Raw genomic sequence first — 13310 nt, forward strand, 5'->3', positions numbered from 1 at the left:
GTACCGCGGCGGTCTAGCGCGCCGCAGTGACAGCGGGCTCGGCGACCGCGCGTGAGCGACCGGCGAGCACTCGGGTGTCGCGCTTCTTGATCTCCGGCTCATTCTGCCGGAACAGCGCATACAGCGGCGCCGCGACGAAGATCGTGGAGTACGTGGCCACGAGGATGCCGACGAAGAGCGACAGGGAGATGTCGCGCAGCGTTTCAGCACCGAGGAGGAAGTCACCGATGAGGAGGATTGACGCAACCGGAAGCGCCGCGACGACCGAGGTGTTGATCGACCGAACGAGCGTCTGGTTGACCGCGAGGTTCACCGATTCAGCGAACGTTCGTGGTGCATTCTCGCCGTCCTCCGTGGTGTTCTCCCGAATCTTGTCGAAGACCACGACGGTGTCATAGAGCGAGTACCCGAGGATCGTGAGGAAGCCGATCACGGCGGCCGGGCTGATCTCGAAGCCACTGAGCGCGTACACACCGAGGGTGATGACGAGAACATCGAGGAGCGCGATCATCGCGGCCGCGGACATCTTCCAGGTGCGGAAGTACAGCGCCATGGTGATGAACGCCAGCGCGAGGAAGATGACGAGTCCCGTGATCGCCTGTCGTGTGACGTCCTGTCCCCACGACGCACCGATGAAGGATGTCGTGACTTCAGACTCGGGGACGTCGAACGCCTTCGCGAGTGCGGTCGTGACGTCGTTTGTGTCCGCCGACGTCAGCTGGTTCGTCTGCACACGAATGGCAGAGTCACCGACCGTTGTGACCTTCGACGCGGCGTCAGGAACGACGCTCTCGACGGCATCCGTCGCCTTGTTCTGGTCTGTGCTCTCAACCGAGTTGATGGTGAACTGCGATCCACCGGTGAACTCGATGCTGAGGTTGAAGCCGCCCTTGACGATCGGGACGAGTATCGACGCGAGGACGAGCACAATCGCGACGCTGAACCATACCTTGCGGTTACCGACGAAGTTGAACGAACGCTTCCCTGTGAACAGGTCGTTACCGAATGTGGTGAGGCTGGGCATTAGGAATTCTTCTCCTCAGACTTCTTGCCGGCGCCCGCGGCGACGAGCTCAGCCTGCTTGCGTTCTGCGATTGTTTGCCGTTTCGCTGCCTCACGGCTGGACTTCGTTGACTTGCCTGCGACGCCGGGCTGCGGCGCACGGAACTGTGCCCTGCCCCGGTACACAGCGCCGAGGGCGTTCGGATCGAGTCCGGAGAGCGGGTGACCGCTCGAGAAGAACCGCGTCTGCGCCAGGACCTGCAGGGCCGGGTGTGTGAACAGCAGAACGACGAGGACGTCGATGATCGTCGTGATCCCGAGGGTGAACGCGAATCCCTTCACGTTTCCGACGGCAACCGCGTACAACACAACGGCGGCGAGGAGGTTGACACCCTTCGATGCATAGATGGTGCGCTTGGCGCGCTTCCATCCCGCCTCGACAGCGGACTCGAGCCCTCGTCCGTCGCGAAGCTCATCCCGGATTCTCTCGAAGTAGACGATGAAAGAGTCCGCGGTGAATCCGATGGCCACGATGAGTCCGGCGACACCGGCGAGTGAGAGCCGGTAACCGTTGCGCCAGGACAGGATCGCGATCACGAGGTAGGTGAGGACACCGGCGACGACGAGAGAGGCGATCGTCACGAAGCCGAGCAGCCGGTACTGGAAGAGCGTGTAGATGGCGACCAGGACGAGGCCGATGAGCCCGGCGATGATGCCGATCTGCAACTGAGCGGCACCGAGAGTGGCCGAGATGGCCTCTGAACTCAACACGGTGAAGCTGATGGGAAGAGCGCCGTACTTCAGCTGGTCTGCGAGCGACTTCGACGACTCCTGGGTGAAGTTACCCGAGATCTCCGCGTTGCCGTCGGTGATGACGCTGTTGGTCTGCGGCGCCGAGATGACCTGGTTGTCGAGCACGATGGCGAACTGGTTCTGGGGGCTCTGCAGGGCGGTGAGCCGCTGCGTCACGTCCGCGAACTGCTCGGTGCCTTTGCCGTCGAACTCCAGGTTGACGACCCACTGGCCGGTGGTTGCACCGGTCTGGGTGGTCTGCATGCCGTTCGTGGCGTCTTCGATCGTCGATCCCTCGACCTCGACGGGACCGAGGATGTACTTGACGCTGCCGTCGACCTCACACGCGATGATGGGCTTGTCAGCCGGCTGAACAACCCCGGCTTCGACGGGTTGCGCGCAGTCGAAGGCCTGGAACTCGGCCTGCAGCTTTTCGGTGATCTGCGCGAGATCGCTCGCGTTGGTCGGCTCCGTCGCCGGAGTGTCGGGAAGCGCTGGATCGGGCGTTGGGTACGGCGTCTCAACGCCGTCTTCGCCGACGAAAGTGTTTGTGGGGCCGCTTGCGACGAGGACCGGGCGGAACTCGAGCTTCGCCGATGCCTCGATCCGGTTGCGGGTCTCTTCGTCTGCTTCACCGGGGATGGAAACGACGACGTTGTTTCCCTCGGTGTTGATCTCAGCCTCGGAGACACCAGACGCGTCGACGCGCTGCCTGATGATCGAGACGGCCTGGTTGAGCTGCTCCGCGGAGACCGACTCTCCCTCCTCGACGTTGGGCTGCAGAATGATCTGCGTTCCACCTTCGAGGTCAAGCGCGAGCTTGGGTCCCCAGGAGGCGTTACCCCAGACGACACCTCCGGCGAGGATGCCGAAGAGTGCAAGGGTGATAACGCCAAGCCAGATCAGTGAGCGACTCGCTCTACGGATGGGCGTCGACTTCGACTGTGCCAACTACGTACTCAGCTTTCTCTGGCCGTCTCGCACCGCCACTGATGGCGGCACGAGACGCTTCTGGTTTACCTGTGCGGTGACTACCTGCTCAGTGAGACTACTGGTCAGCCTTCTTATCACGTGAATCGGTGACGTCTGTGGACGCATCGAATTCCGTGCGCTGGCCAATTTCAGTGTCGACGGACGGCGCGACCGCTGCGTCTTCTGTCTCTGCGACAAGAGTGTCATCTGCGACAACCGGCTCGTCTTCGACAACCTTCGCGATGGCCTGACGGTGAACCGTGAGGACGGTTCCCGGGGTGGATTCGAGGAGCACCTTGTTGGTGTCTTCATCCATTTCGAGGATGGTCCCGAAGAGCCCGAACGTGGTCATGACTTCGGCACCCGGCACAACCTTCGAGAGCAATGCTTCCTGGTCCTGCTTGCGCTTCTGTCCGTTGCGGAACATGAAGAAGATGAGGACGGCCAGGATGACCAGCATTCCGATGGTTAATGGATCCATAAGAGGTAAAGACCTTTCGCAGCATCACGGCCGCATGGGAGGGAAAAATGGCCGACAGGCCAGCTTGAATTATAGAACACCGGGCAGTAAAGAACCCTGAGGATGCTGAATCCCGAAGTGCTCGAAGGCCTGCTGGGTGGCGACGCGGCCGCGCGGGGTGCGCGTGATGAGGCCGATCCGCACGAGGAACGGCTCAACGACGCTTTCGATGGTCTCCGCCTCTTCGCCGACGGACACGGCGAGGGTGTTGAGTCCGACCGGACCCCCGCCGAAGCGGGTGAGCATAATCTCCATGACAGCGCGGTCGAGGCGGTCGAGGCCGAGTTCGTCGACGTCGTAGAGGGCGAGGGCGGCCCTCACCGCAGAGAGGTCGGCGTCGCCCCCGTGCACCAGGACGTAGTCGCGCACCCGGCGAAGCAGTCGGTTCGCGATACGCGGGGTGCCCCTGCACCGCCCGGCGATCTCGGCGAGCCCCCTGCGGTCGATGCTGAAGTTGAGCATGTCCGCGGCACGGAACAGGACCTGCTCGAGCTCCGGCTCGTCATAGAACTCGAGGTGGGCCGTGAAACCGAACCTGTCACGGAGAGGATTCGGCAGCATCCCTGACCGTGTGGTGGCGCCGACGAGCGTGAACGGGGCCAGATCGAGCGGCACGCTGGTCGCCCCAGCACCCTTGCCAACCATGATGTCGATCCGGAAATCTTCCATCGCGAGGTACAGCATCTCCTCGGCCGACCGCGCCATGCGGTGGATCTCATCGATGAACAAGACCTCACCGGGCACGAGGCTCGAGAGCACAGCGGCCAGGTCGCCGGCATGCTGGATCGCCGGGCCGCTCGACATCCGGAGCGGCTTGTTGCTCTCGTGCGCGACAATCATGGCGAGTGTGGTCTTACCGAGGCCTGGGGGGCCGGCCAGGAGGATGTGGTCGGCGGTACGCCCCTGGATCGCCGCCGCCTGGAGCAGAAGCTGCAGTTGGCCGCGGACCTTCGTCTGGCCGACAAACTCTTCGAGGCTCTTCGGACGCAACGCGCCCTCGAAGACGAGCTCTGCCTCGGAGATCGGCTCTGGAGTTGTGATGTCGAGGTCGCTCACGGGCGGGCCCCTGACGGCCGTGCTGACGTGCTGTGCTGGGCAGGGCCGAGCTGGGCCAGTGCGAGTCGGAGGATCGTCTGCACCGGGGCGGACGCGACATCCGGGTTCGCGCTGAGCACGTCACTGACCACCTGTGCGGCGGTTCGTTCGTTCCAGCCGAGCCCGACGAGGGCGACGACGACACTGTCTCCCGCCGCAGGAACAGCCACCGGCGCCTCCGGCGGCGTCGTCACGATGAGTTTGCCGGTGAGGGAGAGAACGATGAGCTTGGCGGTCTTGGGGCCGATGCCGGAAACCTTGCGGAACGCGGCGTCATCTTCGGCGGCAACGGCCGCGGCGATCTGTCCTGGCCCGAGGGCAGACAGCACGCCGAGCGCGGACTTGGGCCCAACCCCGGTGACGCCGGTAAGCAGCTCAAAGACGTGGAGCTGCTCGGTGGTCTCGAAGCCGAACAGCGACAGCGAGTCCTCACGGACGATGAGGCTCGTGTGGATCAGCGCCTGGTCGCCGGCACGTAGAGCGAGCGAGTGCTCGGGCGTAACCTGCACGGCATAGCCGATGCCCCCGACGTCGATGATGACGCTGCTGCCGACGGCAGACAGCACGGTTCCGCGCAGACTTGAGATCACGCGACAAGCCTACGGTGGGCGTCCGACACAGCGGGCACCGCCACGCGCCTCGCTGGTTTACGCGCGACCCCTGGCTGTCTTCTCTGCCCGCGCCCACGCCGCCTGGGCTGGCGTGAGAGCGGCGGCGCCTGACGCGCCTGCCGCGGTCGACGGAGCGCGCAGGCCGCCGCGCCAGGCGTGGCAAATCGCCAGGGCAAGCGCGTCGGCGGCATCAGCGGGCTGGGGCGGCTCAGCGAGGCTCAGAACACGGGCAACCATCGTCTGTACCTGCTTCTTGTCCGCGCTACCGTACCCGGTGATCGCGGCCTTCACCTCTGACGGCGTGTGCAGCCCAACCTGAAGCCCGCGTCGTGCCGCGGCGTGCAGCGCCAGGCCGGATACCTGCGCCGTCCCCATCACGGTGCGCAAGTTGTGCTGCGCGAAGACCCGCTCGACAGCGACAGCGTTCGGCGCGAACTCGTCGAGCGCGGCGTCGATCCCCCGCCCGATCACGAGGAGTCGCTGGTCGATTTCGGCCAGGATATCGCTGCGCACCACGGAGTAGTGCACGAGCACGGCCTTACGGTTTGGCTCGACATCGACCACACCGATTCCGCAGCGGGTGAGGCCGGGATCGATGCCGAGCACCCGAAGGGTCATCGCTCTTAGTCGTCTTCTGACTGGAGTTCGGCCTGTACCTCAGGAGTGAGGTCGTAGTTGCTGTAGATGTTCTGCACGTCGTCAGAGTCTTCGAGCGCGTCGATCAGTTTGAAGATCTTTCGGGCTGTTTCAGCATCGACCTCGACCTTGAGATTCGGGACGAATGCGGCATCCGCGGAGTCGTAGTCGATCCCCGCGTCCTGCAGGGCAGTTCGCGTCGCCACCAGATCTGACGGGTCGGTGATGATCTCGAAGGTCTCGCCCTCGTTGACGACCTCTTCGGCACCCGCGTCGAGAACCGCAGCGAGAATGTCATCCTCTGTGGTGTTTGCCGCGGGAACCACGATGATGCCCTTGCGGGCAAAGTTATACGCGACGCTTCCCGGGTCACCCATCGTGCCGCCGTTGCGGCTCATCAGGGTACGAACGTCAGCCGCCGCGCGGTTCTTGTTGTCGGTGAGACACTCGATCAGCAACGCGACGCCGTTCTGTGCGTAGCCCTCGTACATGATCGTGGTGTAGTCGACGGCGTCTCCGGAGAGACCGGCGCCGCGCTTGACGGCGCGATCGATGTTGTCGTTGGGGACCGAAGTCTTCTTGGCCTTCTGGATCGCGTCAACCAGGGTCGGGTTACCGGAGAGATCCGCGCCGCCCATCTTCGCGGCGACTTCAATATTCTTGATGAGCTTTGCGAACGATTTGGCACGGCGCGAGTCGGTGATCGCCTTCTTGTGCTTCGTCGTTGCCCACTTGGAGTGACCGGACATGTGCTCCCTTACTGGTTCTGTAACCGCACCATTCTAAATCACCCGGGCGTTTGGCGCTGGATTTCGATTATGCGGCGCGGATCTTGGCGAGAAAGTATTCGTGAAAGCGCGTGTCACCCGTCACTTCGGGGTGGAACGAGGTGCCGAGCAGGTTGCCCTGCTCGACGGCGACGACCCGTCCGTCGGCGAGGGCGCCAAGAGGGGTAGCCAGGGGCCCCACTGACTCGACCACCGGTGCCCGGATGAACACGGCGTGAAGCGGATGTGCACCGATGGCGGGAATGTCAAGATCGGTCTCGAACGACTCGGTCTGCGATCCGAACGCGTTCCTGCGCACTGCGACGTCGAGTCCGCCGAGCGACTGCTGGCCCCGGATACCGTCGACGATGGAATCCGCCAGCATGATGAGGCCCGCGCACGTGCCATAGACCGGCAGCCCGGCGCGAATGGCTTCTTTCAGGGGCTCAGCAAGACCGAACGCGCGCGACAGCTTGTCCATGACGCTGGACTCTCCGCCGGGGATCACGAGCCCGTCGACAGCGCTGAGTTCCTCTGGCCTCCGGACGAGTGAGACATCGGCACCCAGACCGCGGAGAACGTTCGCGTGTTCGCGGAAATCGCCCTGGAGGGCGAGGACGCCTACCGTCGGAGCGGGGCTACCAGCCACGCTCAGCGAGGCGGTGAGGTGCCGCGAGGTCGGAAACGTTGATGCCGACCATGGCCTCACCGAGTCCACGCGAGACCTCGGCGATGACCGTCGGGTCGTCGTAGAAAGTTGTCGCCTTCACAACGGCGGCAGCGCGCTTCTCGGGGTTGCCCGACTTAAAGATTCCCGAGCCGACGAAGACACCGTCTGCACCGAGTTGCATCATCATCGCAGCGTCCGCTGGTGTCGCCACACCGCCCGCTGTGAACAAAACAACGGGCAGCTTGCCGGTCTCTGCGATCTCGGCAACGAGTTCGTACGGAGCCTGCAGTTCCTTGGCTGCGACGTACAGTTCGTCCTTCGACATCGACGTCAGCTGCGCAATCTCACTCTTGATCTTGCGGATGTGTTTGGTTGCCTCTGAAACGTCGCCGGTTCCGGCCTCACCCTTCGAACGGATCATCGCCGCACCCTCGTTGATGCGGCGAAGCGCCTCACCGAGGTTGGTTGCACCACACACGAACGGAACGTTGAAGTCCCACTTGTCGATGTGATTGACGTAATCAGCCGGACTCAGCACCTCGGACTCATCGATGTAGTCGACGTTGAGCGCCTGGAGCACCTGCGCCTCGACGAAGTGGCCGATGCGCGCCTTCGCCATCACGGGAATGGACACCTCAGCGATGATCGCCTCGATGAGGTCGGGGTCGCTCATGCGTGCAACGCCGCCCTGTGAACGGATGTCAGCGGGAACCCGCTCGAGCGCCATCACGGCGACGGCGCCGGCGTCTTCAGCAATGCGTGCCTGTTCCGGTGTGACGACGTCCATGATGACGCCACCCTTCAGCATTTCTGCGAGGCCGCGCTTGACGCGATTTGAGCCCTGTTCACCGGTGCTGGTGCTGTTCGTCATAGCTCAATCCTAGTTCGCTCTGGTACGGGGAAACCGGGTTGCCTGTTCCGGCAGTGTCAGCCTGTCGTTGTTGCCGGCCAGGCGTCGGCGATGGCTTTGCGCACGTCGCCGAGCAACTGCGGAAGGGCCTTCGTCTTGGCGATGATCGGCAGGAAGTTAGCGTCCTGCGCCCACCGCGGGACGACGTGCTGGTGCAGATGACCGGCAATGCCAGCCCCGGCAACAACACCCTGATTCATTCCAATGTTGAAGCCGTCGTTGCGGGAAACAGTCCTGACTACCCGCATCGCTGTCTGTGTCAGTTCTCCAATCTCAGCGACTTCTTCCGGCGTAGCCAAATCGTACGTCGAAATGTGACGGTAGGGACAGACGAGAAGATGTCCGCTGTTGTACGGGAACAGGTTCAGCAGGACGAACGCGTGTGTGCCCCTCGCGACGATGAGGCCATCTTCGTCTGACAGCGTCGGCGCGTGGCAAAACGGGCACTCGTGTTCGTCGGGCTGCTGCCCGTTCTGGATATAGACAAGACGGTGCGGTGTCCACAGGCGCTGGAACTCGTCGGGCACCCCGGCGAGATGTGCGGCCGACTCCACTGTCGCCCCGGGTCCGATCAACGGGTTACCCGCTGTCGGTTCCTGATCGGCGTAGTCGTCGAGACCTAGTCGAGCCATGCCGTGGAGACCTGCTCGTGTGACGCGATCGCTGAGACGATTTTCTCGATTGCGTCATCGACGGGGATGCCGTTCTGCTGCGTTCCGTCACGGAACCTGAAGCTCACAGCACCTGCGGCACGGTCGTCCTCTCCAGCGATGAGCTGGAACGGGATCTTGGCCTTGGTGTGGGTGCGGATCTTCTTCGGCATACGGTCGTCGCTGTGGTCGACCTGCACGCGGACGCCGCGCTTCTTGAGCCTGGCGGCGATCTCATCGAGGTACGGTGCGTACTCGTCTGCCACAGGGATGCCGATGACCTGGATCGGGCTCAACCACACCGGGAACGCACCGGCGTAGTGCTCGAGCAGGATGGCGAAGAACCGCTCGACCGAGCCGAGGAGCGCGCGGTGGATCATCGCAGGTCGCTGGCGTGTTCCGTCTGCGGCCGTGTACTCGAGTTCGAACAGCTCGGGCTGGTTGAAGTCGAGCTGCACCGTCGAGAGCTGCCAGGTGCGGCCGATGGCGTCGCGCGCCTGCACGGAGATCTTCGGGCCGTAGAACGCGGCTCCGCCTGGATCGTCGACGAGCTCGAGGCCCGAGTCGATGGCGACTTCGCGCAGAGTCTGTGTTGCTGTCTCCCAGACGTCGTCCTCACCGACGAACTTCTCCGGGTCCTTCGTGGAGAGTTCGAGGTAGAAGTCGTCGAGACCGTAGCCGCGGAGGGTCTCGAGAACGAACTGAAGCTGGCGACCCACCTCATCCTTGATCTGGTCCTGCGTGACGTAGATGTGGGCGTCGTCCTGGGTGAGGCCGCGCACGCGGGTCAGGCCCGAGAGCGTGCCGCTCTTCTCGTAGCGGTACACGGTCCCGAACTCGGCGAGACGGAGCGGGAGCTCCCGGTAGCTGCGGCCACGCGAACGGAAGATCAGGTTGTGCATCGGGCAGTTCATGGGCTTCAGGTAGTAGTCCTGGCCCTGCCTCGTGACGTTGCCGTCGGCATCCGTCTCTTCGTCAAGGTGCATGGGCGGGAACATGCCGTCGCGGTACCAGTTGAGGTGCTGGCTGGTCTCGAACAGGTGCGCCTTGGTGATGTGCGGGGTGTTGACCAGCTCGTAGTCGTTCTGGATCAGCTGCTCGCGCAGGTAGTTCTCGATCTCAGACCTGATGATCCCACCCTTGGGGTGGAATACGGCGAGGCCCGAACCGATCTCATCCGGGAAGCTGAACAGGTCGAGCTCGGCGCCGAGCTTGCGGTGGTCGCGCTTGGCGGCCTCTTCGAGCCGCGACTGGTAGGCACGCAGCTCGTCCTTCGTCGGCCATGCCGTCCCGTAGATGCGCTGCAGCTGCGGGTTCTTCTCCGAACCGCGCCAGTATGCGGCGGCAACCCGGGTCAGGGCGTAGCCGTTGCCGATCATGCGGGTGTTAGGCAGGTGCGGGCCGCGGCAGAGATCTTTCCACTCGGTCTCCCCCGTCTTCGGGTTGACGTTGTCGTAGATGGTGAGCTCTGCTCCCCCGACCTCGACGTTCTCGTCGTTCTGGTCATCGCCTGCTCCACCCTTGAGGCCGATCAGTTCGAGCTTGTACGGCTCGTTCGCCAGCTCTTCCCGTGCCTCGGCGTCGGTCACGACCCGGCGAACGAAACGCTGGCCCTGCCGGATGATGCGGTCCATCTCCTTCGAGAGCGCCTTCAGGTCTTCGGGCGTGAACGAGTCGCGCACATCGAAGTCGTAGTAGAAGCCGTCGGTCACGGGCGGGCCGATACCCAGCCTGGCGTCGGGGTTCACCTTCTGCACCGCCTGCGCAAGAACGTGCGCGGCCGAGTGCCGGAGGATGCTGAGGCCGTCAGGCGAGTCGATGGTGACCGCTTCAACCTCATCGGTGTCGGTGATCGTGGTCGCGAGATCCTTCAGCTCGCCGTTGACGCGCATGGCGACAACAGACCGATCGGTGAATCTCTCGAATCCGTCAGACACGTGGTTTGCTCCTCTGAGTAGTAAGACCCTTCAACTTTAGCGCCGCTGAGACCGCCTGCCGCGCGCGGCGGAGGGTCGTGATTCGCTCTAGAGTGAAGCCATCCAACCCGAATCGGAGTGAATGCCAGTGCCTGCCACGCCAACCCGCCGGACGATTGCAGCGGTCGGGGCGTTCGTCGCCCTGAGCATCGTTCACCTCGTCGCACTGATCGGCGGCCTCCAGCCGCTCGCCGATGGAACCAAGCCGTTCCTCATGCCCGCTCTCGCTGTTGCCGTTCTGTGCGCCGGGGTGCTCAGGTTCGGCCGCGGGGCCTGGCTGCTGCTCGCGGCGCTCGCCCTGAGCTGCGCCGGTGACGTCGCACTGCTGTGTGATTCCAGTACCGCGTTCGTCATTGGCCTCTCCGCGTTCCTCCTGGCGCACCTCGCCTACATCGTGATCTTTGCCGGTTCCACCGGGACCGGAAGGCCGCGAGTGTGGAGCCTGGTCTACGTTGCCTGGCTGGTGGCACTGATGATCGTTCTGGTTCCCCATCTCGGCGCGCTGCTGGTTCCGGTCGTCGGTTACGGCCTGATCATCGCGGGCATGGCCATCACGGCGACCCGGTGCGCACCGAAAGTCATCGTCGGCGCGACACTCTTCCTGCTGTCCGACTCCGTACTGGCCATCAACCGATTCGTTCCCGATGCGAACCTGTGGCAGCCCGGCTTCCTGATCATGCTGACGTACATCGCGGGTCAGGCCCTGATCTCCTGGGGACTCGTCGAATCCTGGCGGGCGGGGCCATCCCGGTTCGTGAACCGTGACGCCGGAAAGGTATCCGCATGACGCGCAACGACGAGGCCGTTGCACACTTCACGCGGGACGACCTCACGATGCGCGTTCGACGTCGCGAGGCCCAATCCGCCGCGGCCGGCGAGAACGTCGTCGTCCTCGTGCACGGCATCGGGACCTCGTCGAGATACTTCACCCGGCTCGCCGAGGACCTCTCGGGGTCAGCGACCATCATCTCGGTCGACCTGCCCGGCTTCGGCCCGAATCGACGGCCGCGCCGCCAACTCGCTGTGGAAGACTTCGGCACGCTCCTCGCCGACTACTTCACCCATGCCGGCCTGGTCTCCCCCGTGCTCGTCGGTCACTCGATGGGCGCGGAGATCGTCGTCGACGCCGCACTGCGTCACCCGGTTTCAGGCGTGACGCTGATCGGGCCGGTCGTCGACGAGCGCGCCAGGAGCGCGTGGCGGCAGGGTATGCGTCTTTTTCGCGACACCTTCCACGAGACCCCGGGAGCCAACTGGATTGTGTTCTCCGACTACCTGCGGAGTGGCATCCGCTGGTTCTTCGCTGAACTGCCTGCCATGCTCGCATATCGCACCGAGGAGCACCTGCCTCGCGTCCAGGCGCCGGTGCTGATCATTCGCGGAGACCAGGATCCGGTCGCCCCCCAGGGCTGGGTCGATTCACTGGGACGCCAGGGGCGCTTTACGCGCGTTGTCTCGGTGCCCGGAGGCGGCCACGTCGTGCAGCACACTCAGTCGGCTGCGGTTGCCGCGGAGATACGCCTGTTGATCTCGGGCGACTCCCGCCTCACTCAGCAGGAAGTGCAGCCTGCTTACCCCAGCGCTTTCGAGGACGAGGCTGCGGAGCGATAGGCACCGGGCGGGGGTCCCGCCACACCTTGATGATGGCCCACGTCACCGCAGCGATCGGGACAGCGAGAACCGCTCCGATGATGCCGGCGACGATGGTGCCTGCGGTCAGGGCGACGAGGATGACGAGCGGGTGCAGCTTGAGCGACTGCGCCATCACGACGGGCTGCAGGAAGTTGCCCTCGAGCTGGTTCACGCCGACGGCGATGGCGATCACGATGAGGGCGATCACCGGGCCGTTGTCGGTTCCGACGAGAGCGACGAGAGCGGCAAGAACGCTCGCGACGGTCGCTCCGACGAGCGGCACGAAACTCGCGACGAAGACGATCACGGCGAGCGGGAGGGCAAGCGGCACCCCGAGGATGACGAGGCCGAGCCCGATGAAGAACGCGTCGACGAACGCGATGATCGCTGTTCCACGAACGTAACCGCCGAGCACGCGAACCGCGGTGTGGCCGATGCGGTGTCCTCGGTCGAGGGCCGCTCCCTTGAACGGACGGAGGAAGAACTCCCAGATCGTGTCGCCGTCCTTGAGGAAGAAGAACAGGATCACCAGGACGAGCACAGCCCCGGTGATGATGTTCGCCGCGGCGGAAACGCCGGCGAGCGCTCCTGAGCCGAACTGGGCGCTCGTGACGAAATCGATGACGGCATCCCGTGCCTCTTCGATCTGTTTCTGATCAATCGGGAGAGGGCCGGTGAGCAGGTAGTCATAAAGGCGTTCGATGCCCTCGACCGCTGAGTCGGCGAGTTCGCCCCACTGGTTCCTCACGGCGAAGACGATGAGCGTGACAACGCCGCCGAAAATCAGGATGCCGCTGAGCAACGCGACCCACGCGGCGAGAATGGGAGGCATGAAGCGACGCAGCCAGCTGATCACGGGTGCAGCAGCCGCGGCAATGACGATTGCGATCAGCAAGGGGATGACCACGAGCTTGAGCTGCATCATGCCGAGGACGACGACGGCTGCGAGAGCAATGATCGCGAGGATCTGGATGCTCCTGACTCCGACAGTCCCCAGCCGGTCGGTCCACAGCGTGCGGAGGGAGGGTCGTTCGCCATCGATGTCTGTGCTCATGGCCCCAGCCTAGTTAGTGCGCA

The 13310-nt window shown here is 64.0% G+C and carries 14 protein-coding genes; 2 read left to right on the plus strand and 12 right to left on the minus strand.

Annotated elements, in window-relative coordinates; translation table 11 throughout:
- Nucleotides 1–13 precede the first annotated feature (13 nt).
- The 11 genes from secF to thrS form a co-directional block, all read right to left on the minus strand.
- A complete protein-coding gene (secF, locus tag AC1X6S_RS02180) occupies nt 14–1024 on the minus strand; it encodes a protein translocase subunit SecF (RefSeq protein WP_483404188.1) in 1011 nt (336 codons plus the stop codon).
- The gene (gene secD / locus AC1X6S_RS02185) at nt 1024–2745 is read right to left on the minus strand and encodes a protein translocase subunit SecD (protein ID WP_483404189.1); all 1722 of its coding nucleotides are present in this window, start codon (nt 2743–2745) and stop codon (nt 1024–1026) included. The genes secF and secD overlap by 1 nt, the downstream gene beginning before the upstream one ends.
- 97 nt (nt 2746–2842) lie before the next feature.
- The gene (gene yajC / locus AC1X6S_RS02190) at nt 2843–3247 is read right to left on the minus strand and encodes a preprotein translocase subunit YajC (RefSeq protein ID WP_483404190.1); all 405 of its coding nucleotides are present in this window, start codon (nt 3245–3247) and stop codon (nt 2843–2845) included.
- Between the two features lie 69 nt (nt 3248–3316).
- Nucleotides 3317–4342, minus strand: coding sequence for a Holliday junction branch migration DNA helicase RuvB (gene ruvB, locus AC1X6S_RS02195; RefSeq protein WP_483404191.1), 1026 nt, complete (start codon nt 4340–4342; stop codon nt 3317–3319).
- A complete protein-coding gene (gene ruvA / locus AC1X6S_RS02200; RefSeq protein ID WP_483404192.1) occupies nt 4339–4971 on the minus strand; it encodes a Holliday junction branch migration protein RuvA in 633 nt (210 codons plus the stop codon). Before ruvA ends, ruvB begins: the two co-directional genes overlap by 4 nt.
- Nucleotides 4972–5028: 57 nt before the next feature.
- Nucleotides 5029–5610, minus strand: a complete 582-nt coding sequence (ruvC, locus tag AC1X6S_RS02205; protein ID WP_483404193.1) for a crossover junction endodeoxyribonuclease RuvC — start codon at nt 5608–5610, stop codon at nt 5029–5031.
- A 5-nt stretch (nt 5611–5615) separates the two neighbouring features.
- The gene (locus AC1X6S_RS02210) at nt 5616–6377 is read right to left on the minus strand and encodes a YebC/PmpR family DNA-binding transcriptional regulator (protein WP_483404194.1); all 762 of its coding nucleotides are present in this window, start codon (nt 6375–6377) and stop codon (nt 5616–5618) included.
- A gap of 67 nt (nt 6378–6444) precedes the next feature.
- Complete coding sequence (gene pdxT, locus AC1X6S_RS02215; protein WP_483404195.1) at nt 6445–7044, minus strand: pyridoxal 5'-phosphate synthase glutaminase subunit PdxT; 600 nt, start codon at nt 7042–7044, stop codon at nt 6445–6447.
- Entirely contained in the window at nt 7034–7936 is a 903-nt protein-coding gene (gene pdxS, locus AC1X6S_RS02220) for a pyridoxal 5'-phosphate synthase lyase subunit PdxS (protein WP_483404196.1), read from the minus strand. Before pdxS ends, pdxT begins: the two co-directional genes overlap by 11 nt.
- Before the next feature lie 56 nt (nt 7937–7992).
- Nucleotides 7993–8607, minus strand: a complete 615-nt coding sequence (locus AC1X6S_RS02225) for an HIT family protein (RefSeq protein ID WP_483404197.1) — start codon at nt 8605–8607, stop codon at nt 7993–7995.
- Complete coding sequence (gene thrS / locus AC1X6S_RS02230) at nt 8595–10517, minus strand: threonine--tRNA ligase (RefSeq protein WP_483404960.1); 1923 nt, start codon at nt 10515–10517, stop codon at nt 8595–8597. Before thrS ends, AC1X6S_RS02225 begins: the two co-directional genes overlap by 13 nt.
- Nucleotides 10518–10683: 166 nt before the next feature.
- Between thrS and AC1X6S_RS02235 the strand changes: the two genes are divergently transcribed.
- Both AC1X6S_RS02235 and AC1X6S_RS02240 read left to right on the plus strand, forming a co-directional pair.
- Nucleotides 10684–11388: a lysoplasmalogenase gene (locus AC1X6S_RS02235; protein WP_483404198.1), complete on the plus strand. Its 705-nt coding sequence runs from the start codon at nt 10684–10686 to the stop codon at nt 11386–11388.
- A complete protein-coding gene (locus AC1X6S_RS02240) occupies nt 11385–12212 on the plus strand; it encodes an alpha/beta fold hydrolase (protein ID WP_483404199.1) in 828 nt (275 codons plus the stop codon). The genes AC1X6S_RS02235 and AC1X6S_RS02240 overlap by 4 nt, the downstream gene beginning before the upstream one ends.
- On the opposite strand, the gene AC1X6S_RS02245 is transcribed toward AC1X6S_RS02240, so the two are convergent.
- Nucleotides 12148–13287, minus strand: a complete 1140-nt coding sequence (locus tag AC1X6S_RS02245; protein WP_483404200.1) for an AI-2E family transporter — start codon at nt 13285–13287, stop codon at nt 12148–12150. The genes AC1X6S_RS02240 and AC1X6S_RS02245 overlap by 65 nt on opposite strands.
- Nucleotides 13288–13310: the final 23 nt, after the last annotated feature.

Source organism: Mycetocola sp. Y442 (genome assembly GCF_056898615.1).